At 62.1% G+C, this 22893-nt stretch carries 14 protein-coding genes and 2 pseudogenes; 8 read left to right on the top strand and 8 right to left on the bottom strand.

All coding sequences use genetic code 11. The features are described from left to right. Nucleotides 1-73: 73 nt before the first annotated feature. Entirely contained in the window at nucleotides 74-2392 is a 2319-nt protein-coding gene (locus M5E06_RS32515; protein ID WP_252141780.1) for a glycosyltransferase, read from the bottom strand. Between the two features lie 366 nt (nucleotides 2393-2758). Here M5E06_RS32515 and tnpA point away from each other — a divergent pair. After that, nucleotides 2759-2977 (top strand): annotated as a pseudogene (tnpA, locus tag M5E06_RS35985) (IS200/IS605 family transposase); the annotation flags it as partial. 84 nt (nucleotides 2978-3061) lie between these two features. On the opposite strand, the pseudogene M5E06_RS32520 reads toward tnpA, so the two are convergent. Next, nucleotides 3062-4719: pseudogene (locus M5E06_RS32520) on the bottom strand (ISL3 family transposase). Between the two features lie 148 nt (nucleotides 4720-4867). Here M5E06_RS32520 and M5E06_RS32525 point away from each other — a divergent pair. Then, on the top strand, nucleotides 4868-5344 hold the full coding sequence (locus M5E06_RS32525; RefSeq protein WP_502802032.1) for a transposase: 477 nt from the start codon (nucleotides 4868-4870) through the stop codon (nucleotides 5342-5344). A 41-nt stretch (nucleotides 5345-5385) separates the two neighbouring features. Here M5E06_RS32525 and M5E06_RS32530 read toward each other — a convergent pair whose 3' ends face one another. Further along, complete coding sequence (locus tag M5E06_RS32530) at nucleotides 5386-5541, bottom strand: hypothetical protein (protein WP_252141781.1); 156 nt, start codon at nucleotides 5539-5541, stop codon at nucleotides 5386-5388. A 201-nt stretch (nucleotides 5542-5742) separates the two neighbouring features. Here M5E06_RS32530 and M5E06_RS32535 point away from each other — a divergent pair, with 201 nt between their 5' ends. From M5E06_RS32535 to M5E06_RS32560, 6 genes are all read left to right on the top strand, one after another. Beyond that, on the top strand, nucleotides 5743-5898 hold the full coding sequence (locus M5E06_RS32535) for a hypothetical protein (protein ID WP_252141782.1): 156 nt from the start codon (nucleotides 5743-5745) through the stop codon (nucleotides 5896-5898). Nucleotides 5899-6310: 412 nt separating this feature from the next. Further along, nucleotides 6311-8494, top strand: coding sequence for a papain-like cysteine protease family protein (locus tag M5E06_RS32540; RefSeq protein WP_252141783.1), 2184 nt, complete (start codon nucleotides 6311-6313; stop codon nucleotides 8492-8494). Nucleotides 8495-8534: 40 nt separating this feature from the next. Beyond that, nucleotides 8535-10538, top strand: coding sequence for a hypothetical protein (locus M5E06_RS32545; protein ID WP_252141784.1), 2004 nt, complete (start codon nucleotides 8535-8537; stop codon nucleotides 10536-10538). A 182-nt stretch (nucleotides 10539-10720) separates the two neighbouring features. Continuing rightward, the gene (locus tag M5E06_RS32550) at nucleotides 10721-15307 is read left to right on the top strand and encodes an N-acetylmuramoyl-L-alanine amidase (protein WP_252141785.1); all 4587 of its coding nucleotides are present in this window, start codon (nucleotides 10721-10723) and stop codon (nucleotides 15305-15307) included. Further along, entirely contained in the window at nucleotides 15300-16850 is a 1551-nt protein-coding gene (locus M5E06_RS32555; RefSeq protein ID WP_252141786.1) for a hypothetical protein, read from the top strand. Before M5E06_RS32550 ends, M5E06_RS32555 begins: the two co-directional genes overlap by 8 nt. A gap of 313 nt (nucleotides 16851-17163) precedes the next feature. Next, entirely contained in the window at nucleotides 17164-17379 is a 216-nt protein-coding gene (locus M5E06_RS32560; RefSeq protein ID WP_502802027.1) for an IS4 family transposase, read from the top strand. Between the two features lie 50 nt (nucleotides 17380-17429). On the opposite strand, the gene M5E06_RS32565 is transcribed toward M5E06_RS32560, so the two are convergent. The 5 genes from M5E06_RS32565 to M5E06_RS32585 form a co-directional block, all read right to left on the bottom strand. Beyond that, complete coding sequence (locus tag M5E06_RS32565; RefSeq protein ID WP_252141787.1) at nucleotides 17430-18041, bottom strand: hypothetical protein; 612 nt, start codon at nucleotides 18039-18041, stop codon at nucleotides 17430-17432. 66 nt (nucleotides 18042-18107) lie between these two features. Then, nucleotides 18108-19070: a hypothetical protein gene (locus tag M5E06_RS32570; protein WP_252141788.1), complete on the bottom strand. Its 963-nt coding sequence runs from the start codon at nucleotides 19068-19070 to the stop codon at nucleotides 18108-18110. 138 nt (nucleotides 19071-19208) lie between these two features. Then, on the bottom strand, nucleotides 19209-20285 hold the full coding sequence (locus M5E06_RS32575; RefSeq protein WP_252141789.1) for a CsgG/HfaB family protein: 1077 nt from the start codon (nucleotides 20283-20285) through the stop codon (nucleotides 19209-19211). A gap of 100 nt (nucleotides 20286-20385) precedes the next feature. Then, nucleotides 20386-20832 carry a curli production assembly/transport component CsgF gene (locus tag M5E06_RS32580; protein WP_252141790.1) on the bottom strand — a complete coding sequence of 149 codons (447 nt, stop codon included), beginning with the start codon at nucleotides 20830-20832 and terminating at the stop codon, nucleotides 20386-20388. Nucleotides 20833-21421: 589 nt separating this feature from the next. Further along, nucleotides 21422-22435, bottom strand: coding sequence for a sensor histidine kinase (locus tag M5E06_RS32585; RefSeq protein ID WP_252141791.1), 1014 nt, complete (start codon nucleotides 22433-22435; stop codon nucleotides 21422-21424). Nucleotides 22436-22893: the final 458 nt, after the last annotated feature.

The following is a 22893-nucleotide window of genomic DNA, read 5'->3' on the forward strand; positions in this document are numbered from 1 at the left end:
TCAGCAGTCTTGGCACCTCCGGCGCGATTTCGTTTCAAGCGGACGGACTCTGGAGTTGTTTAGCGAACACCTATTACGCCTCCCTTGACAAGCTTGAGACCCTCCCTTCAACCGCCTTGCATGGGCTGTGTGCTTGCCTGTGTGCATGTGCAAAGTCCGGCAGAGAGAGGCGGCCAGGAGATGCTGTCTCATACACTTGCTGCCAGCGGACCGGCACGCCACCCAGCTCTCCAACAAAGAAAGCATAGAATCCGTCGAGCCATTCCAGGAAACGCGCGAGATCGCGTCCGTCACGCACATATGGCGTATTCCCGGGTGCTAGCGACGGCGAATGATAGGTTACAGTGAAGACCCTCTGGCCCGCTTGGATCATGCTTTTCACCAGACGACGGGCATCGTGAAGTGTCGTGCCTTCGGGGCTGAGATTGATCCGCTCCAGCAGACCGGCTCGCGCCAAAAGACCGGGGAGGTGCAGCCGGGTGGCCGCCGACGAGAACGCCAGGGGCGCCAGCCTTGGGCCATAGCGGCGAAGGCGGCCGACCACCGAACAGGTCACTGGGATCTCGAGCAGAGTGGACTCTGTATCGAGCCAATATGGGGATGTCGGACAACCGTAGAAGTTGGTGCCGCCGATGGGCGTGTAATCTCGATAGGGAAAGACGCTGGTATCGACGCGATACCCTAAGCTTTTCAGGATGTCACCGGTCCTGAGCCCCAGCCCGTAGCGGCCAGTACGGAAGATTTGCGGAGCCGCCCCGAAGTTGCGGTGAATGGTCTCCGTCAGAGAGGCTATTTTCTCGTACTGCAGAGCCAAGGGCAGGTTGCAGGCAAAGCTGTTACGATTGTTGACTTCCTCCAAGAAGGGAGGAGTGACCCAAGGGTGGAGCTGGGCTCCGATGTCGCACCGGCCATCCTGCAGCAGGTCATTGAGCACAGTGATGCTTTCCGGCGTGCTGGCGACAGCATGGTCAATCAGATATACAGGAACAACCCCATAGCGATCGTAGATCTGATGCGCCAACACTTGCGCAGCCATTGAGTGGGTGCTCGTGTTGTGGCGCGAGAACGGCTGAGACCAGTCGAACTCTTCCTCGGCATCAATGATGGTGAGAACGACCGGCAGGTCGTCGGGCGTGCTACAGATGTGCCTCCGAGCATCGCTGGTGGTGATCGGGATAGCGGCTGGAAGGGCTTCAACCCGGGCAAGGGTATCTGGCGCAAGCTCCTTTTCCATCGGTTGGGCGTCATCGACAAAGACGCCATAGATCTCCAGATATCGGGCGGCGATGGTGCGCATAGCAAAGCGGGCCGAGACACTGGCACGCGCGGCCATGCCCACCCGGATACGCAATTCAGGGTTATCAATCAATGACTTTACAATAAATATGAATTCCTCATCTTTCTTAAAATAAAATCCGTTCTCCCCATTTTCAATGAATACATCGTTTACTCCTGGAAGTTCACGAACAACAACTGGCAGGGCGTTAGCCATTGCCTCGATAACCGCCGTCCCAAATCCTTCGATCTTGGAGGTGAAGGTAAAAAGATCAGCAACGCCAAGATAAGGGGTGGCGTCCGGCACCCGCCCGATGAACCGCACATGGCGTTCCATTCCGAGGGCCTCAATTCGGTCCACCATCTGCCGATGGTAATCAGGTTCGAGAATGGGTCCGATCACCAAAAGCAGGGCATGTGGGTGTGCCGACACAATTTTCGGCAGTTGCTCGACCAGGAACAGAGGGTCCTTGCGCTTACAGATTCCACCGACGAAGACCAGGACCAGGTCATGGGACGCAAGGCCGAGGGCGGCTCGCCTCCCCTCGCGCTCTTGGGGAAAGAGGGGCGGAATGATGATTCCGACCGGCACCAAATGGCAGCGGCCCGCCACCATCACCGTCTTGGTCTCACGGTGCAGCCGCGGGCTTATGGCGACAAAGGCGTCGAACAGCCGGAACAGGCGAAGGGCCAGAGGCCTCAGAAGCGGGCGATAGGTCTTCACCAGACCAGGAATGCTGTCATCCAGCGTTGCTGAGATGATCAGCCGTTTGCCGAAGAGCTTGGCGAGCAGGTAGGTGATGAAGTAGCGGTCTGAATGCGTGCGGATGTGGACAACTTGGTAGCGGTGAAGATGCCGCAAAAACCACCACACCTGCCGCAGTTCCTGCTGCCAGTGCGCAAGCCCCTCACGCGGGCAGATATAATGCACTTTCCGCAAAGCCGAAGACCCACCATACCCTTGCTCTGGACGGGGGGTCACCGTGGCCAACATCTCGTGCTCGACACACGGCGCTAACATGTCCATCACCGGCGCGATGCGCTCGGCAAACACACCCTCGCCGGTAAAATCAGGTTGGAATTTTTTGAGAACATGGAGGACTCGTGCTTGTGCCATTTGCCCTTCCCAAAAGGCGGCTCGGACCTCGGGGCCGCTGTTCGAGGATCCCGCAAGACAGATCGGCCAAGGAGACAGACGCTCCGAAGCAACGCTCCTTTTTTGGCCTCCATGATACCCTGAGCGTCGGGTTTTGCTGTGGGACTTTGGGGCAGCGGCAAGCGCAATCAGGTCTCTTATGAGAACGGACGGCTCCCGGTAGGAGTGGCCACCCCCCTGCCCTTCCGACCACTGCCGCATACGACGCCATCAGGGCGCCTGTCATCTGCTGCGCCATCATGATTTCGCGGCGGGGACTGCCGGCTTAAGCCGACAGCGGAAGCCGCGCCTCCTTTGCTGTTGCGTTAGGTTTCTGGCGGAAGCAGAATTTCTTGCAGGACGACGCGCTCTGCGAAGAACGCCGGGGCGGTATTTTCGCTGACGTACCACATCGTATGGTGCCCGAAATACCGGTGCCCCGTCCTGACGCCGCCCGTTGACGACCGGCTTAGGCAAGTTCTTGGCGAAGTGGCGTCCGCGTACGATATGACGGTCCACGCGCTGGACGTCATGCCCGATCATGGTCACGTCTTCGTTGAGGCTGATCCAACTGTGCATCGGCCTGCAACACTGGGCTCTTCCAAGTTTTGTGTGGATGACCGGAGCGTGTTTCACCATTTGATGTTCGCGTCAGGCGTGACCGAGGACGCGAGCGCGCAGCAGCTCAAAGCCGGCCCGGCTATACATTGTGCGCTTGATCGCCTTCAGCCGGTTGACTTGGCCCTCGACCTGCCCGCTGCTCCACGGCTCGCTGAGCGCAGCGCGCACCGCGTCCTCGTCGCGGCGGATCCCGGCGGCGAACGATGACAGCGCGCTGACCTCTGCCTCACGCAGCCAGTCATAGAACGGGTCGGACACCTTGCCCTTCACCATCTCGCAGAAGCGGGTGATGAGATCAGCCGCCGTCGCGATCGACGGCGAGCGCTCCCGCAACGCCTGGACAAGCGGCGGCCCTCGTCGGTTACCCTGTCGGGATCGCCGGCCAGGAGCCGCACCGCACGCCGGGGTGTCGGAGGCTCGGACTGCTTCGCCGACACCGGCTTATCGGAGGTCCCCCTCGGTTCGGCCGGCGGATCCTGTCGCCGGCGCCGGGTTCCCCAATCCCGCACGACGCTGTACTGTCCGGGAAACCCGCGCTCCTGGAGTTTCCGCCACAGCGCCGCGGCGTTCCGGCAACCCGCCTGCCAGCGATCCTCCAGATAATCCTGGTACGGATTGAGGATGCTGGTGCCGCGGTCGGCATGCTGCCATGTCGGGGCATGGCCGGTGCGAAGCCAACGGCGCAGCGTTTTGCGCTCGACACCGAGCGATCGGGCAACCGCCCGGGTGGACAGGCCCTGGTCGCGCAAGCGAACCGCTTCCGCATAGCGGGCGTCGCGGCGCTCCTGAGCTGCTTGCGCCCGCCGTTCTGTGCTGCGCAGCCGCCACTCCGGTTCGGCGGCGACCGGCTGGGGAGCTTCGCTCATCTCCCCCGGCGACTGCGATGGCGCGCTCGCCATCCGGGCGGCGGCGCGGAGGTCACGATGATGGTGCTCCAGAACAGAGCGAAGGGCATCGCTGGCGTTGCGCAGCAGATGCCATCTGTCGGTGATCTGGAGGGCGTCCGGCGCCCCACGCGCCGTCCCCTCGGCATAGGCGCCGGCGCGGTCGCGCACGACGACGGTGACGCTGGGGTGGGCTGCCAGCCACGTCGCCAGTGTGTCGGCGCTGCGGTCTGGCAGCAGGTCGATGACGCGCCGGCGCTCGAGGTCGCACAGGATCGTTCCGTACCGGTGGCCCTTGCGCCACGCCCAGTCATCCACCCCCAGAACCGTCACTGGAGCGACCGCCATGTCGATGCCGATGCGCACCCGATGTCCCAGCGTCGTCCGGCTGATCGGCACGCCCATGGCCGTGGCATGACGGGACCCTGGGTTGCCGCCGAGCGCCAGACCAATGGTCCGGTGCACGGCCCGCAACCGGTCGGTTTGGCGCGCCCGCGGGCGGGCGACGCCGGGCAAGGGTTCGGCAAAGGTGCGGCGCGGACAAGTGGCATTGGAGCAGCGGAAGCCCCGGACGCGGATCAGCAGCACGGTGGGGCGTCCGAAGCATGCCACATCACCAAGGCTGCGCCAGTAGGCGCCGTGAACGCGGCGTGAGGGTGTGCCGCAGCCGGTGCAGGACACTGACGCTGCAGCCGGCTGTGCACGTACGGTGATCCGATAGAAGCTATGATCGATCTGATCCAGGACTTGAAGATTGGGCAGAAAGCCGATCGACGACAGAGAGATGTTCAAGGGCACAACCATGATGAAGGAGGGTTCTTTCCTTCCATATGGCCTCCCTGGCCCGCGAAAGAGCTTGCGTCTTCCACCGGATGTTCAGAGATTCCTACTCAACCTCTGCTTGGTCATACAAAACTTGGAAGAGCCGGAAATTGGAAGCCGATTGACAGTCGTGGTCGACAGTTGCTCGGTGCGGGCCAAGCGAGGCGGCGAATTGACTGGCCCGAACCCGACCGACCGCGGCAAATCCGGGACCAAGTACCACGTGGTCGTCTCGACCGACGGCCTGCCGCTGGCGGTCGTCCCTTCGCCCGCCAACGTGCATGACACCAAGCTCTTCCCGGACTTGCTGCGCTTGGCTCAGGTTGTCTGCACCGCCATCGGCAGGCTTTACGCCGACGCAGGCTACGACAGCGCCGACAACCGCTGGCTCTGCTTACGCGACGGGGTTCAGCCGCACATCCGCAAGATCGGTGAACCCCACGGTTCGGGTCTCGGCAAGGTCCGATGCATCGTCGAGCACGGCTGCGCTTGGCTGCTGGCCAACAAACGCCTGGATCGACGACAGGATCGGTTGGCGCGGATCATCCTCGCGTTGCTCACCGCCGCAGCCATCTTCATCATCGCAAACCGACTCAGCACATTCTGAAAACCGTCTATAAGTGGAGCCCCCATCCGCCAAATGGTGGGTCATGGTCGTCTACGATCAGCTTGATAGCCAAGCCAATGCTCCATTTCTGGCTGCGCCCCATTAACAGCACAGATGCTTCGAATTTCAATGTAATTACCGTCCATTTGCGCAGCATCTGCAAACTTTGCCAGCATGAATACCACTGTCTGCACCATCCAAATTATTCCTGCGGCCTTCTCTTTGGTGGTTAACTGACACCCACCAAGGATTTCTTGCCATCCTCTCGCTATCTGGACCACAATATCTTATTCGCTGTTGCTCTGTTGAGCTCCCGCGATATTTATTCTCACCACGAGAAAAAGCCCAAATCTTGGATGCCTATATTCGTGGAGAAACGCCATGCCTGATAAATTGGCATGATCAATGGCAGCATCCGCAGCGGCGTTGTTCGTGCCGGACTTGGTGGAGATATCGTGTACGCCAAGCCGGACAATGACAGCTTGGCGGGTAAGGCTGACAGTGCTTTTGGGCAGTTTTTTAAATACCGACGCATCAGGAAAGGCGAAGTGTAATCTTATAAAACCATCTTTTGCTTACCTCCCATGTAATATTTACGTTACTAGAGCGTTTTGAAATAAATTCGGTACACAATGGGCCGTTGCATCTTCGAAAGCGTCACCTCTACAAGAAGTATTCTCAAAAATTTCTTTAGATATGATTAGCTTTCTCTCAAATTGACGGCTTTATTTCGGTCGCTTTGAGTACAATCAGAGCCACCCGAAATGTTCCCGCCGGAGAGCCGACCGGAATAGCCGCACCCGCGTAGGGCATCGAAGCAACTGTGGTTCCTGTTCAGAGACTAATTGGCCACGAAGTGAGTGGTGCGGAGGAGTACCCTGCTGAGGGTACTCTGACCAATACGGGCAGCCGGTGGACCGTGCCACCGATTCTGGCGGCATCTCCAGAGAACCGAAGGGACATCCAATGTCATCGACGCTGATGGAAAAGATCGGTGTGACGAGTGGGGGCGCTCACTGGGATGTCGAGGGCTACCGACTCTTTGCAAGCGCGATTCAGGGAGTCGTTCTCTATGTCCCCAACATGCTCCGGCTCGCGCGGGAGGGCGGGCGCTACCGGGCGGGCCTGACGTGCACGCAAAGTTGGAATGGCAACGGCTACGAGGTGCGTGGTGGCTCGGCGCTTCTTGGTCTGTTCGGCGACGAGAGCGTCGAGAATGATGCATCCGCGCTTGCGGATCAGTGGCGGCGTGTCCTGCTCAACACAGGATACAAGGAATCGCCAAGTCCGCGCTTTCTGCCATTGCCTCTCCGCGAGGTGCGCCTGACTTCCACGGCCGACGCCGCACAGGCGCGCGCGACGGAGGAGCCGGCAAGCAGTCAAAATTCACGAACCCTGGTCCTGGATCTGACGGCGGCGGGCGTGCAGGCATGGGAGCGCGCCATCCGGGAAAAGTCGCCCGTCACCGGCGGGGTCCGCCTGTCCTATCTTTATCCGCAACTGATGCCGCAGGCGACGGCACGGGTGACGCTCCATGGGCCACAGGTCCATGCACAGCTCGTCGCGACGCTGAGCAAGGCTGTCGACGGCACACTCTACGGCAGGTCCGACGAGATTCGCGCGGCTTGGTCAGCCCTGGTTCGCGGAGGTGCCATCGAGATCTCCCTCTTTGATACCCCACCGCTGGATCCGGCAGTTCCCCGCGCTGAGATTCTCGACCGCATCTCCGAGCAGGCGCGAGAGCAGCTGTTCGACACACTGTTTGAGCCTTGGCCTTGCTCGGCATCCGGCACGGGCTCGCTCTATGCCCTGCGGTGGAAGAGCGCGAGCGATGCGACCAATGCCGGCCTGACCGTCACGGTCGAGGGATGGACATGGCTTAGAGCCAGTCTCGAGGCCGAGTTATCGGCGTTACTAGGCGCGCTGGACGAAAGCTACATCCAGATCACCTACGAGTCGGTTTCGGTTCCCGTCTCGCTGGTCGTGGACCCTTCACCGAGCGTGTCGAGCGTGGCACTGTCAATCGACTTCACCGAAGGACATCCCCCGCAGGCGCCAGTCTTCGGCTCGGCCGGCGGCATAAGGCAGTTCCCGATTTCCACGCAACGCCCCGAGAGGGTCGGCGTCTCCTATCGGGTGATGGGCGTCTTCAGGAATAACTGGCCCGTCATCGAGGATACCGGGACGGCGACGCTTATGCCGGATGGAAACAGGATCATGGTGCGGCCCGAGACTTGGGTGCACCGCCACACCGTCTACATGTACGTGCGTCGTGGCGATCGGATCATTTCATCGTCCGACGCAGACCCCACCGATTATCTCGCCCTAACGGCAACCTACCAGGCTTCCTATCTCGGCGCACCGATCCGGGCTGCGTCGAGGATCACCCCACAGACGCCGATCGAGTTCAGCTATCCGGTTCCGCCCGGGCAGACGGTCGGGAAAGCCACGCTCGGCGCTGTCGGCATGGTGGGTGGAAAACTCGTGCGTGCCTCCGATCTCGCGATCGAGGAGACGGAGGACGCGATCTATCTCCTGGTCGATGGCACGCGGGTACAGATCGTTGGCCGCAACGTGGTGATCAGCGAGGTCGACGCGCTCATTGGCCGCCTGCGTTCGGCCAATGCCCGACCAGTCATTTCTTGCAGTGTCGGCCCGCTGCCGGAAGATACGCGCGAGCTGGATACGGAGGTGGAGGTCGCCCTGATCCCGCAACCGACGGACGTATCGTGCTGGGCGGCCGCTCTTGCGATGGTCGTCAGCACACGCGACCAGGCCTCGACGACGCCGGAAGCGGTGGCTACACAGGCTGGAATGGACCTGGAGACGGGCTATGGCTGGACCGACATCCGGCGCTCCGTAACTGCGTGGGGTTTGGTCGAGGAAGGCCCGCGCAGCGCTATGCCGGAGGAATGGGCACGGCTGCTCAGTGACTGGGGACCAATCTGGGTGGTGGAGATCGGGGCACCGTACCACGCCGTCATCCTCGGCGGCGTCCACGGAGATGGCACGCCCGAGGGCAGCTACGTGACCGTCTACAATCCCTGGCCGCCCGGCTTGGGTGCGATCGAGTCCAAGCCATTCTACGACTTCGCTGAGGAGTTCGGCCTCGGTGCCGGATCAGAGGCCGCCATGGTCCATGCGGGTTGAGCGGAAGCTCTGACGCATTTCAGAAAATCAGGAGGGAGAAATGGGAACTTTCCTTACGGAAAGCGTGCCGGTCAGTCTGTCCGGTGCACTTGGTGATGTGGGCAAGTTCAAGCTGTACGCCTGCGACCAGCCTAATGTCATCCTTTACGTCACCAAGCAGCCGGTGCTGAGCCTCGACCGCCAAGGCAAGCCCGGCGTGGCCGTGACCACCTACACCGCCCAGCAGCCCGACCACAGCGTTAAGATCATCGGCGGCGCCGCGACGATCGGCCTCAACACCTCGCCTCAGCTCGACCAGGCCTCAATTGATCAAGCGAAGGCCCTCGTTGCTTCGCTCGGCGTCGGCGATCCGAACAGGCTGCGTTTTCTGCCCCTCACGACCCAAAAGGGCAAGGCGCTGCTGAACCTGCCGCCGACGGCAGGAAAGCCGGACCAGAAGCACAACGAACGCGACGTCGGCACTCCAGGTGGTTCACTGTCCTTCCTCGCCGAGCTGTCCGAAAGCGGTGCCCTCGAGTGGTCGAACGCCATCAGGAACCAGAGTCGGGTCAACGGCGACATCACCATCGAGTACGAGTACCTGCGGCGGGTGCCGGACATCGGTGCGGAGGTACGCGTGCATGGCCAGCGCGTCTTCGAGCATCTCTCGGCGGAACTCGCCACGAGCTACAACGGGTTCTTCTACGGCGGTAGCGCAAAGATCCAGGCTGCGTGGGATGCGTTGTCGCGCAATGGCGGTGTCGAGGTCGTTTTCCTGAATCAGGGGCTCCCGCCTGATCTCGAAAAGCTGCGTCAGGAGATGGTGACGACCTTCGCCAAGCAGGCGATGCAGATCCTGTTTGACCAGATCTTCGCGCCGATGCCCCAGGTGGCTCCTGCCGAGGCTGGTCACAGCGGCGGCTTGTTCGGTGGCGCCAACTTCGCACTGAAATGGCAGAAAAAGACCGACGCCATCGAGATGATACAGAAGATCGAATTCCGTGGCACGACTTGGCTGAAGGACACGATGGACATCAGCCTCGCCGCGTTGTTCAGCGATCTCGACGCGAGTTGCCTCACGGAAGTGCCAGCGCAGCAGGCCTTTGACTCGGTCGTGCTGGTCGATGCCGATCCGATGCTGGCTAATGCCGCAGCCTCAATGTCCTGGGACAGGGGACATTCTCCGGAAGCGCCGGTCTTTACAAAAGACGGCGGGAACCAGCGCTATACCGTGATTAGCACGGACCCGCGCAGTGTCAACGTTACCTGCGACATTAAGATCAACTATTCGCCACCACGTTGGCCGGTTATCCCTTACAAGCAAGTCAAGACCGTGGGCGACGGTGGCAACCAAATGGTGATCAAGACCTCGGCCTGGGTGGGACGGCAGACGATCTTTATGTTCCTGCGGGAAGGCAACCGCATCATCCCCCCGCAGGACCTTACCCCCGACGACTACCTGATCCTCAACGTCTCCTACGCGGGGCCGCATCTGCCCACGGCGGTGCGCGATTCGGCGCATATCGATGCCATGACACCGATCGATTTCGCCTATCCGCTTGATCCTCAGGGCCGGCTAGGCGTCGCCAAGTTCAGCGCCTTCGGCGTCATCGGCGGACAACTGAAGCGCGCGCCGGAGCAGGTGATCCCGCCGACCGACAGCGCGGTCTTCATCCTGGCGACGCGCGGCGGTGATATCCAGCTGGTCACCAGCGAGGCCGTACTGGGCGAAAGCGACAACCTCGCCCAAGAGCTAATCCAGGGTCAGGGGCATCCGCTCATCAGCCGCGCCGGCAGCCCATCGTCCGAGACGACGAAGAAGGGCAAGGGCACAGGCGGCAATGGCAAGGACGGCATCATCACGGGCCACACCGCCGGCATCGAATACGGGGTGCAGGGCACGTATCTTTGGATCCGAGCCGATGATGGCTCGTCCAGGCGCCTGCACCTCCACAGCGTGCAAGACGCTCTTCCCTTCGAGCGGGAGAGCAAGCTGGTGAAGGTGGAACTCGATCCCTCGGGAGAATACGCCGAAAGCATCTTCGTCGATCTGGTCGGCGCCTGATGCTGCGGACGCGACGGAGGCGTCAGCGCCGTCGCGTGAACGGACGAAGGGCCAGGGCCACGGCGTGACGGCATCTTCCATCGCCGCCGCAGCTATGGCCTTCGTCGGCTGGCGTGAGGATCCGGGTGCGATACCCGGGTCCCGCCCGGCCTGCTCGCCACGCGTGCAGGAAAGGCCCGACAATGCCGCGCACCATCCTCTTGCCGCAGGATTCGCCGATCCTGCGCGATCCGAGCACCCGGCTGCTGAACCTCTATCCGAGCGGAGCGGCACTGGTCCTCACGGACGCGCCTGTTCCCGAAGCGGGCGAGCCGGCCGAGCTGGACGCCTCCTCTGGGTTGAGACTCCCCTTCGACTCCGGTCCGGAGGCCGAAGCCGCCCGGCCACATCTCGGCACCAAACTTGCTACCAAAGCCGGACGTTTGATCTCGGCCTACGTCGAGTTCATCGGGCCTCCTGACCCGCGTTGGCTTGCTGGACTGCGTGAGCACCGCGTCACACCCGTCGCCTACCAGCCAGAGAACAGCTATCTCTGTTATGGCCCTGCCGCGGCATTCCGCAAGGCGTTGCAACAGGTCAGGACGACCACGGGTGAGAGAGCCATCCGAAGCGTGACCGAACTCACCCCCGACCTCAAACGGCGGGCACTGAACCTCGGCGAGGCGGGCGAGTCCGTCGTAATTGTCGTTATCGGCACCCTCGAATCCAGAGACGCTATCCTCGCGCAACTCAAAGCCGTCCCAGGTGTTGAGATCCTCAAGGGTGCCGGCAACGACGTGCTTGACGGCGGCCGCCTGCGGATCCGCGCACGCACGCACGAGGAGGGGCAGGCGGCCTTGCTGCGGCTTCCGCTCGTGCTGGCGGTGGAGCCCTTCCGCGTTCCGGTCGATGAGGACGAGATCGCTGGTCTCATCCTCGCCGGCCTCTACGACGCGAACAACCGTCCCGCGGGCTCCTATCTGCGCTGGCTCCAGGACCACGGCCTGAACGGCCAGGGCACGACGATCGGGATCGTCGATGGCGGGATCGACGTCTCACATCCCGCTTTCGCGGGCCGGGCCCGCGACCTAACCGGCGGACAGAAGGACTGGCACGCCACGATGGTGGCCGGACACGCTGCCGGCAACTACCTGGACGAGACGGACACCAACCGTTTCGTTTACGGCCTCGGAACCGCGCCGGGCGCAGCACTTCTCTCGCAGGACAAAATGCAGCCGACCACAATGCTGTGCCGGCAGACAGCCGTCGAGGCCGGCGCCGAGGGCGCTATCCAGAACAATTCCTGGGGCAAGGAAACGTGCAACCCGATGGACTACGGCTCGGACGAGGCGCTGTTCGATGCGCTCGTCCGCAACGCTGATCCGCAGGGTCCACAGCCGTTACCGCTGACTGTCTGCTTCTCCTCGGGCAACAGCGGATCGCTCGGACTGACCCGCCCCAAGGCTGCCAAAAACGTGATCGTCACGGGCAATTCCGAGAATTTCCGGCCCGATGTCGGAGGCGAGGGCAGCGACGACATCCGTGAGGTCTATAGCGGCGCGCACGGCTCCAGCCATGGCAACTGCGGCGACGGCCGCATACGCCCTCATGTGGTGGCCCCTGGTGAGTGGACAGCATCGGCAAATTTCGACTGCCACCCGGGCGAGGACGAGTATATCAGCCCGAGGCTCACCTGGGGCGGTGGATCGTCGGGCGCGAGTCCGAAAACCGCAGGTGCTTGTGCCTTGCTGACCCAGTGGTGGCGCCGGAACAATGGCGGGCGCTCCCCCTCCCCTGCCATGCTGCGTGCCCTGATCGTGAACGGGGCCGAGCCAATGGCCACCGGCGGGCCGATCCCCAATAATCGCCAGGGCTGGGGGCGGCTGAACGTTCAAAACATCCTGAACCCGTCCGTCTCGCGCATTCTGGTCGACCAGACCATCTTCCTGTCCCATCCCACCGAGGTGCGGGAATGGCGCATCCGTGCGGCCGACCCTACCCGGCCGGTCCGGATTACCCTCGCCTGGACCGATCCCCCCGGCGCGATCGGCAGCGGCGGCAGTCCGAATCTATCGCCTCTGACGAACCGGCTTGTATTGCGCACCGAAATTGGATCGGAGGTTTTCCGCGGTGTTCAGGACCGGTTCCGCGGCGGCTTCTCCGCCTCCGACACGACGCTGGCGAAAGCGGGGGAGAAGCCGGTTTTCGCGGAGGGATCGGACAACCTACAGAACATCTTCCTCGCGCCCGCCACTGTCACCGGCCCGATGCGCGTGACCGTGACCGCTCTTCACGTAACGATGGACTGCCTGACCGGAGCCCCCGATTCCCCGCGCCAGGACTTCGCGCTGGTCATCAGCAACGGTCAATTCGATACCGCCGCCTCCAGCTCGGATGTTGTGGTGGCGGTGGACGGCATGGCGAACGAGCCGCCCCCCCTTGTTGACGGGAAGGAATTCTGGTCCGACGCGCCCGACAATGATGACCATGGGCTCTTGCATGGGGCGGTGGCGTCCGGCACAGCCGCCGCACCGGTCTACGATGCCGATACCGACGCGGTCGCGTCGCCGGACAGCATGGCGGACCCGACCGCCTCATCCTGGGGCTACGATCCTTGGTGGGCCGACGAGGAGGCACCGACATCCGACGCCGAGACGAACACGTGCATTCCGGCCGCGGCACCGATCGATCATGCCGAGTTCGCCCGCAAGCTCGATGCCGGCCTCAACCTGCTCGCGGCCACCGATCACCGACCCCTTACCGCTTCGCTTTCCGAAGTTGGCGATGCGCCCCCGCGATCCACCACCGCTGTCGATTTGAGTGAGGCCGTCGCAAAGCTGAATGCCCGGTTCGAGGTCGGACCCGGTGGATCCGATGCCTGTCTCCTCTCAGCCGTGCTCGTGGTCGGAGCCGGCACACGGGTTACCATCGCCGACATCGCGGGCCTCCGTGCTCTGGCCTCCGCCGGCAAGCTCTTCCTCGTCTCCGCCAGCCCAGAGATCCTCGCCTTTCTCGCCCAGAGGATCGGGAAAGAAGTCGGCATCCAGTACCGCCTGGCCCGGGAGCCCAGGGAATTGCCCGATCTGGTTCTCGACACCCTGGCCGAGGCCGCGGGGCTGCAGCCCATCGTGATGGCCGCCGCCCCCGAAGCGTCCAGTCCCGCAGGGATTGTGCGAACCTACCGGTTCGGGGTGGCTGTCGCCGACCGAACGGTGTTCCTGCAGCTCCACGTTCCGCAGGCCACTCCGCAGGAAGTCCGGCTGATCCGTCCCGGTGTTCCCGATCTCGTCTGGACCCTCGACGGAAACGTGACCACGACGAACGCCGGATTGTCGCTGGTCTACGAAAACGGTCTGCTGTGGTTCTGTCAAGCAGAGGCGGACCGAATGGCCGGCACTTGGAGCCTTCAGGTGACGGCGGGCGGCAGTGGCGCCCTGGCGGGCTCTGTGCGGGGCTGGGCGCTCGGGGGGCCAGGGATTGCGGTCAGTGAAGGCGTCATCGTCGCGGGGGAAGCAGGACGGCAGGACGAGCGGCAACTTGTCCGGATTTCCGCCGATCCCGGCATCAGCCTTCTGCAGGCGTCCTTCGCGGCGCCCCGGACTGCAGGCCATGCGGGCGTGCCAGCAGGTGAAGCCGCGCGAGAGGTCATGGTCAGAGTCCGGCCATCGCGGCTCGACAGACAGGCGCAGCCCGCGGCGGCGGACCAGCAACGTGCGATGCCGGTGGCAGTGCTCGGACGGATGGTGCTGGTGCCGCGCTCCCCGATCGGCGCCACGGTGCTCGACCTCCCGATCGAGGTGCTCGGTACCGATTCCCAGGGAAATCATTTCGCCCGTCGAGTCCACATGAATCTGGTTCGGCTGCGTCCCTGGTCGGAATGGCGGACGGAAGTGGTGGCCGCTGCGCGGAAGGCGGTCTATGTCCGGGGCCGCATCCGGGAGATGTCCTTGCGGAACGGGGTTGTCGTCTCGCTGCTTCTGTCACGGGGATCGCGCGAGTGGAAGGTGCAGGTGGCCTCGCCCACACTCGGCAAGCTCCTGGCCGAACTGGATGACACCGAACTGCGCGACCGCAGCTTCGAGTTCTGCGTCAGGGGGCGGGAGCTGCGCTCGATCTTCCGTCCCCTTAGAATGAACGCGGTTTCACTCCTCCCCGACGATCGCGGCATTGAAGAAGCGGTGCGGGAGACCGCGGTGCCGCGGGCGGAGGCGGACACGACCGACTATCCCGGTGCAACCCGCTTCGTGCCAGCCGCCTCTTTCGGGCCCGGTGGACCAGATCGCACCATCAGGCGCGTGATCATCCACATCACCGATGGTGGTCCGAGCATTGAGGGGCCGATCAGCTGGTTCCAGAATCCTGTGAGCGGCGTCAGCGCGCACTACATCGTCGGCCAGAACGGCGAAATAGTGCAGCTTGTTCGGGACCGTGACATCGCTTGGCACGCCCACAGCGCCAACGCTGACAGCATCGGCGTTGAGCATTGCGCCCGCGCGCCGGGAGCGCGGGGACTGAGCGATTTGGGGATGATGCCGACCCCTCTCCAGTATGCGGCCTCAGCCACACTCGTGGCCTGGCTCTGCGGGCAGTATGGAATCCCCATGGACCGCGAACACATCCTTGGCCACGCCGAAGCGGATCCGCGGACGTCGCACCGGGGATGCCCCAACGCCGTCTGGGACTGGGACCACTACATGGAGATGCTAACCACCGGCATGAGCCGGCCACCGGAAAGCGAAACGATACCCAGGCGAAAACAGCAACATCCCGGGAGTCTCGTCCATGTCTGAAGCATCGCGGTTTGCCTGGCAGCAGACGATCGCCGAGACCGTCATGCGCACACACAAGGGCACCGCTGGCGTCGCCACGAATCCGCAGGCGGAAGCCGGGCGGATCACCGAGTTCCGTTCTGGGCGCCTGGAGGCGACGACCGGCATCTGCACCTTCACGAACAGGATCGCCTGCGACGCGGCGCCGGTCACCCGACCTGCTTGGAGCCGCGATCGGCTACCGGTCCAGGCGACCACGCCAATCCTGGCAGGCACCCGTCCCATCGAAGTTGACGGCTTCACCATTCGGCCAGTTCCGGACGAAAGCATCGTCTATGTCTCCCCGTCCCAGGTATCCCTCCTGAGCTTCTCGCTCACCCTGCGTCGCAGCTTGCTGCCGGATCGGGCAATCAACATCACCGGCGGCTCCGCGTTGTTTTCGGTCACCACCTATCCCTCAGGCAGCCTGCCCGCCATCGCCCTGCTGCGGAAGAACTGGAGCGCGGTTTTGGCGAAGCACCATGTTGCGCTCCGCGAATGGTCGTTCCGGGCGGAGCAGAGGCAGGGGCTCGCGGTCTCTCTTGAGCTGCCGCCGGGCATCGCAGCCTCTGCACCGCTGATCTCGACATCGCCGCTCGCTGGGGCGGCCACCGTCAGCGTGGAGTTGACGGAGAACGGCGCCCTGGCCTGGAAGATGGCGCTGGAGCAGGGCGCGGGATCGACCATCGCCGGCGTGTTGCACGTGAGCACGAGCACGCTGGGTGTGGAAGGCGTCGCCATGAGGCTCGACCGCAGGTCACTCGATACGCCGCTCGGGACGCTGCTGGCGAGCTGCGGAGCCGCAGACATCCGCTATATCGAGCCGCAGCAGACGGTCCTGGGTAAGCTCATTGTGGTCACCAGCGATCTCGTCGAGCGGATCACGGTCGATCTGCGGCCCAGTGCGGGGCAGGCTCCGGCGTCGCAAACCTTCGGCCCAGAAGGAGGACAGGTGGAGGTGGCGGTCACCACCCAGGACGTCGCCTCCGTGACTGTGGACTGGTCTGCGCAAGTGGCCTTCACCTCCCTCGGCTGGTCACCCGTACCCGCATCGGGACGCATGGACGCGGGCAATGGCTGGATCGACATGGTGAAGCCTGATTCCTGGATCGCGAGCTACACCTTCATGGCGATTGCCGTGGACGAGCGCGGCCAGGCGGACTCCGGCGCGATCGCGGACCCGACGCGGCAGATCCAAGGCGTGCTGAACTTCACCGCCTCCTACGTTGCCAATGGCCTCATCAACAGTTCGTTTCACACAGACTTTCTGCGCGTCGTCAACATCGCCCTGCCGCGCTACCCTGGCCAACCCTTTGGTGATGTCGTGCTTACCGTGTTCGCCACGCGGAATGGTAAGGGCGGTATGCTGTCCCGCAAGCTCGGTGCCAATGACCTGAACGTTGTTGCCCTGATTCATCCCGACGGCCGGGTAGAGATCCGGACCGGCTCGGACGCGCTCGGCGAACTGTCCAGCGCATCCGAGGCGCTCCGGCTGCTTGAGGGCGTCAAGGGCGAAAACGCCTAGGGCACGACAGAGAACTATCTGCTCATTCGTCGCCCCGGTCAGTTCGTGGTGACTTCTCCGCTCCTTGAAAGGCTTGCCGTTACCCACATCGTGAAGGCGGCGGATTCCATCCGTTGAACAGAGCAGCGGATGGAGGCTGGGATGGACGATGCCGAGACCTGGGCTGAACAGCATGGGGGCATGTTAAGCTGGGCGATGCCCGTCGGACGCGGCGCGCGGTGGCTCTGGGAGCGGGGATGGCGCGCTCCGGGAGCGGGTCTTCCCAAGCAGACGGCGGGGTGGGCGGGCCTGAAGCGACGAGCCGGAAGGCGTGGTGCAGTTGCTCGCCGCTGCCTTGAAGAGACCCCCGGCTGTCGTCACCAGCCACCGTGACTTTCAGCGCGGCGTCGCTCGCCTTGGCGGTTTCCTGGCCCGCAAAGGCGATGGCGAGCCGGGCTGGCAGACCTTGTGGTTTGGCTTTGAACGCCTCTTTCTGCTCATGCTCGGCGCTCAGCTCGCTTCCGAACTGCAACCCCCGAGATGTGGGTAACGGTAAGCCCTAAAGCCAGGCGGAGGTTCGGAAGCGATCTGTGTCGTCTCTCAGCGACCAGGAGCCTGGATCACTTTGATGTCCAGGCCAGAGCCGTTCTGCTGGATGCGAAAGCCTTGTCCCCCATTGCGGATTTGGCTGTCCACACTGTTGTCTTTGCCAATTTGAGTAACGGACAGCGTGCTGTTGCCGTCCTGGACGGTGGTGACTTCGTTGCGAGAGCCATTTTGAGAATGCTCCGCGGTGTTGTTGTATCCCCGCTGGATGGTCGAGGACAGATTGCCGCCCCCGCTTTGGTTCACGCTGGACCGGTTGCCCGAACCAGACTGGGTGATGGTTGCCTTGTTGGCAGCACCATCCTGGTACAGGGTCGCGCTGTTGGCCAAACCGGCCTGAGCAATCAAGGCGGCGTTGGTTCCAGATTGATCCATGGATGCCTTCTGTCGCTGGCCAGTTTGCACGATGATGCCGGTGTTGGCGCCGGACTGGAGTTGCTCAGCCCACAGATCCGACCCCGTCTGCCGGATGCGTGCGGTGTTCGATCCGGTTTGAACTTGTTCAGCCCAGTTCCCCTCCCCGATCTGGTCGATGTAGGCGATGCTGTTTGCCGCAGCGGGGGACGCCGCGAGCAAGGCGAGAACGGCGATGCCAGAACCACGCATGGCGCGCCTCCAAAAATGGGCGGCGGTGGAGTGGACCTCCACCGCCGGATCATCGACTGTACCCAATCAGCGCTGGATCTGGGTGCTGCGGTTGCCGTTGCCGGACTGGGTGGCGCCCAGGGTGTTGTTGGAGCCGGTCTGCGACTGGAAGGACTGGTTGCCGTTGCCGTTCTGGTACAGCGTGGCGACGTTCTCGTTGCCATATTGACGCTGCTCGCCAATGTTGCCGGCCAGACCGCCGTCATACTGCCGCGACGTCGCGCTGTTGCCCATACCGGCCTGGGTCTGCAGCATCCGATTGTGCTGGCCTTCCTGAAGAGCCATCACCGTGTTGCCGGCACCGATCTGGCCCTGTGTGGCGACGTTCAGAGCGCCGGCCTGGCTGATCGAGGCGATTTCATTCACCCCCGCCTGGGTCTGGGACGCCCAGTTGCTCCGGCCATCCTGGTTGATGCGCGCGTTGAGCAGGCTGCCCGCCTGGTGCTGGCTGGCCTCGTTGCTGATGCCGACCTGTTCGACATAGGCCATGCTGTTGCTGGAAAGGAACTGGGTCTGGCTCGCGTCATTGCCCATACCGGCCTGCCGCGCCTCCATGCGGTTGTTGGAGCCGAAGGCTTGGGTCTGTTCGCTGTTGTTGCCGCTGCCGAACTGGGTTGCCCAGGCCCGATTGTAGGTGCCGCCCATCTGGGTCTGGCTGACAACGTTGCCGCCCGTCCCATTCTGGGTGGAGGTGAGCTCGTTGCGCTCCCCGCTGGTCTGCGTCTGCGTGGAGGTGTTCGCGGTGTTGTCCTGGGTGCTGTAAGCACGGTTCAACACACCCCGGCTCTGCAGCGTCGTTGCGCTGTTGCGAGAGCCGCGCTGGATCGTGCTGGTCAGGTTGCGAGAGCCATCTTCCTGGGTCTGAAGGTTCGTGTTCGACAGACCGGCCTGGTCGATATAGGCCGTGTTGTTGGCCGACTCTGCGGAGGCCGCAGACGCGACCAGAGCAAAAGCGAGCGCGGCGACCGACGAGAGCAGAGTGTTTTTCATGGTGTGCTGTTTCCCTGATTTTATTGCAGTGGGGCTTCTAAAGAGCCAAACGAATGAATTTTGATCATTATTTGAGTAATTAATTCAGCGAACTGGAGGAGCAGCCTTGATGGTGGGGTGGCGGTCCACCTCCCGCCGTCAGTGGGCGGCGGGGGGCAGGGAGGGGACCGGCGGCAAATCGCTTCGATTGGGCGTGGGCGGAAGGACAAAGGTGGGGCTGTTGGGCTGCACCTGCGGGGAGGCGACCGGGGGGACCATGCTGCGCTCGCCATTGGCGCCCGATCCGGTCGGTGTGCGGCTTGCCGGTGGCGGCACGGTGACCGGCTGTGGTTCGGCTTGCATATCCTCAGGGGTCGCCTGGAGCCGTCGACGCTCGATGATGCCGTCACGCTCTTGAATATAGCGTTCGACAAATGGCTGCGCCTCGGGCCCCTGGAACTGCCAGTATCCGTCCAAGGCCCCTTCCATGATCAGTGTAAAGACCGCTTTTTCGATGGCCTGCTTGACCGCCAACTGGACCGGCTCGTTGGTGGTGATGCCGCCCTCAATTTCCAACAGCTTGTTAAAGCCGATGTAGCGGAAAGCGTCGCCATGCAAGAGGACAGAATAGACCGTCTTGGTGGTGTTGACGCTCTTGATGACCTCGCCGGTCTGGACCGAAACCGCGCGCAAATAGACGGTTACCGTGTCGCGACGGTACTGGGTGTCGCCCCCGACGCCGAGGAAGCGTGCACCAAAGCCACCGGTCAGCGTGTTGCTGTCATATCCGATGATCCCGCCTTCAAGCAAAAGGCCGGCATAGGTGAGGGGAGGCAGGGTTTGTGGTCCGCCCCCATAGGTCTCCCGCATGGCGCGGATGATCTGGCGCTCCTGCAGCAAGGCCGGCAAACCGCGGCGCTCGGCAACCTTGAACCAGGATTTCCGCCCAGCCCGCTCCAAGGCATTCACCAAGATGGTGGCGCCACCTTGCGTGACGGCACGGCTATATTCTGAGAAGGTTTCGTTGGGTTTGTTTTGTCCTGTCTGGTCTTCAAAATTATAGACGGCGACCGTCAGTTGGCGCACCGGTGGCGGCAGGGCCATCAAATCGTCCAGCATCTCCGTCTTGGGCTCAAGGCGGGGAGTTTCGGAAAAGGCGGTTTCCGGACGCGTGGCGGAGCAAGCACCAAGGCTGAGAGCACAGGCAGCAACCAACAAGAGGGTTTGAATACGCATGTCATCTACCCGCAATGAAAATCCGAGCAAGCAAGAGCATTGGTTCCAGCCCAAAGAGGATGGAGCCCGACCATCACGCCTCGATCAGAGAAGCGTTGGCTCAGTAGCCCGGTGTCGGAATTTGGATGAGGGTTTTCCCACCCGTTGATGAGTCGGTGATCGTCACAGACGTCGATCCACCACTCTTTGCAAAATCAACTGTCGTGCTGCCGATGACAAACCGTCCGGAGTCTCTGGCATTCTCGCCATAGATTTGATCAGCGATTTGTGAGGAAATCCGGCTGAGCAGACTGCTTTGGATGACCCGTTCAAATTCTTTGGAAGGATCCTGCTGTGTGAGAAGTCCGCTGTTGCTGCTCGGCTTCTCGAACTTGTTGTTTGAGTTGGCCACCCCAAGAAGGTGATCGCTGTAAAAAGGGTTTCCACCGAACGATGGGTTTCTCGGCGTATAAACGAGCTCGCCGGCATAGGACAAAGAGGAGAAAGAAATTAAGACGGTAAGTGACAGAACAGAAATTGAAAACGTACTGAAAAAATGCTTTCGCATTCTATTTTCCTCCACTTTGTCCGGCAGCCAACAAAGATTGTTCTCAGACCAACCTGAGGGACACGCAAGGGGCGCAGTGAATTTGTTTATCGGCTACCAATGTTTTGAACGATATTTAAGAAATTTGCGGAAATAAATTCGGTAAAAGTATAATTTCTCCTCTAACCACCCTGAGCTGCCCGTTCAGACCGACGTAACTCAAAAGGAATTAAAAGGAAATTCGATGAAAATTGCACACAGTCTGGTGCGGAGAAGCAGGCGGTGGTGGGCTTGATCGGAAAAAATGAACTACCGCCCCCATTCTGCGAATGGAGGTGGTTTCGCGGGCATGACGCCACATCGTGTGTATCAGCGCCGAAGTGAGACCCTCCGATGTCTGCCCGTAACTTCTTGAAATAGTAGTGGAACTTTCCATTGAGGGTGGGTCCTGATTGGCGCCGGTCGGGCCCCCAGCTCAATGGCCAAAATGCCTGCATCTACAATGACTTAATCCCGTTGTCGACGGGGGTTCCAGTTCCGCGCTTATTCACAACCTACCAAAAGGCGAGGAACTATAGACAGGCAATGAGTGTGCGGCATCCTGTCCAGATTATACGCGGGCTGGAAATTGCACCGTACATAAGGTCCCGCCCTTAGCATCGCCCGGTTGAACCTTGACGTGCCCTCTGAGCTGGGCAGCCAGGGCCTGCACCAGCCTACGACCCAGCCCCGTGCCTCGTGGCGCGGACGCCGGATCGAAACCCACCCCATCGTCCGCCATACTCAGCACGAAAGCCTCGCCATCGCGCCGGAAGCGCACGGTGATGGTTCCGGCGCGCTCTTCCGGGAAGGCGTACTTGAGCGCGTTGTTGACGACTTCCGTGACGATCAGGCTCACCGCGACCGCCTGTTCTCGCGGGAGTTCCGCCGCCTGCACCGCCACGTCAAACGCGATGGGGCGGAGTTCGGCGCCGCTCTGCCGAATGTCCTCGACCAACCCGGAGAGCATCATCCCGATGTCCACCGTGTCTGGGCCGTTCCGATGGTGTTCGATGTGTCGATCCACACGGACCAGTGCCTGCACCCTGCCAGCGGCTTCCTCCAGTGCAAGACGCACGCGGTCATCGTTCGAAGCCTTGGCCTGGAGTTGGAACGTGGCAATCAGCCGTTGCAGGTCGTTCTGTCGGCGGTGCGCCGCCTCGCTGAGCAGCACCTGTTCCTGCTCTTTCAGCGCGGCAAGCTGTTCATTCGCATCCGAGAGTTCGTGGACCGAGACGTGGAGGTTCTCGATCAGGATCGCGATGGGGATTGCAGTGGCGAGGTACAGGATAAGGGCGACAGCATCCACCGGGTTCGGGATGTAGAGAGCATCAATTGGTTTCACAAACAGGATGGTGCCGAGCAGCGCACAGATCGCGAGCGTCAGGAAGGCGCTGCCTCGGTTGAGGATCAGTCCTGAGGTGATCACCGCAGGAAACGCCAAAACATATGGGTATGGTTCTGGGCCGAGCAGCATCCAGCGTAAGCCTATGGCCGTCAGAGCTATGCTCGTCGCGGTGAGATATCGCTTCCAGTTTGGCCACGTGCGCGTTTTTCGTGCAAGTCTAACCAGACGATAGGGCATCCACCATTCATCCCATGGATCAGCCGCTTCTCTCACCCAGAACATAAAGGGCGTTGCAAGATACAACAATCGCGGAACAGATTTTGTGGGAAACGGACGGCCCTACCGTCCTTGGTCAAATGGCCCTTGGTGACACAACTGTTGGGTCTACCCCCGATAGGCAGAAAACCCATGGCGTTGCCACCATTCATAATGCAGATTCCTTGACCGGCTTTCCTGCCTGTCAAAGCCGCAGATTGCCGCTCCATTCGTCTCCTGCTGACCAACGGCCGGAAAACGTTCGTTTTTCTGCCAGCGGATTTCTGTCTCACGGAGTGAGGCCCGCCGCCGGCGATCTCGGGTCTGTCTCAGACAATGTGGGTTCCGTCTCACGCAATCCGGGCCGAAGCTCGATTTGAGTCTCAGGAAATCTGGTCCAGGTTTGTGCCAGAATCTCGGGCCGGAGCGCCGATGATCTC

The sequence above is a fragment of the Azospirillum sp. A1-3 genome (assembly GCF_023806445.1).
Taxonomy (GTDB): domain Bacteria; phylum Pseudomonadota; class Alphaproteobacteria; order Azospirillales; family Azospirillaceae; genus Azospirillum.

Excerpts from the sequence above, each read along its gene's own strand:
- M5E06_RS32530 (WP_252141781.1), bottom strand. The coding sequence starts at position 5,541 with ATGGTGCAGACAGTGGTATTCATGCTGGCAAAGTTTGCAGATGCTGCG.
- M5E06_RS32565 (WP_252141787.1), bottom strand. The coding sequence starts at position 18,041 with ATGCGTGGTTCTGGCATCGCCGTTCTCGCCTTGCTCGCGGCGTCCCCC.
- M5E06_RS32555 (WP_252141786.1), top strand. The coding sequence starts at position 15,300 with ATGTCTGAAGCATCGCGGTTTGCCTGGCAGCAGACGATCGCCGAGACC.
- M5E06_RS32550 (WP_252141785.1), top strand. The coding sequence starts at position 10,721 with ATGCCGCGCACCATCCTCTTGCCGCAGGATTCGCCGATCCTGCGCGAT.
- M5E06_RS32545 (WP_252141784.1), top strand. The coding sequence starts at position 8,535 with ATGGGAACTTTCCTTACGGAAAGCGTGCCGGTCAGTCTGTCCGGTGCA.
- M5E06_RS32575 (WP_252141789.1), bottom strand. The coding sequence starts at position 20,285 with ATGCGTATTCAAACCCTCTTGTTGGTTGCTGCCTGTGCTCTCAGCCTT.
- M5E06_RS32580 (WP_252141790.1), bottom strand. The coding sequence starts at position 20,832 with ATGCGAAAGCATTTTTTCAGTACGTTTTCAATTTCTGTTCTGTCACTT.
- M5E06_RS32540 (WP_252141783.1), top strand. The coding sequence starts at position 6,311 with ATGTCATCGACGCTGATGGAAAAGATCGGTGTGACGAGTGGGGGCGCT.
- M5E06_RS32570 (WP_252141788.1), bottom strand. The coding sequence starts at position 19,070 with ATGAAAAACACTCTGCTCTCGTCGGTCGCCGCGCTCGCTTTTGCTCTG.
- M5E06_RS32585 (WP_252141791.1), bottom strand. The coding sequence starts at position 22,435 with ATGCCCTATCGTCTGGTTAGACTTGCACGAAAAACGCGCACGTGGCCA.
- M5E06_RS32535 (WP_252141782.1), top strand. The coding sequence starts at position 5,743 with ATGATCAATGGCAGCATCCGCAGCGGCGTTGTTCGTGCCGGACTTGGT.
- M5E06_RS32515 (WP_252141780.1), bottom strand. The coding sequence starts at position 2,392 with ATGGCACAAGCACGAGTCCTCCATGTTCTCAAAAAATTCCAACCTGAT.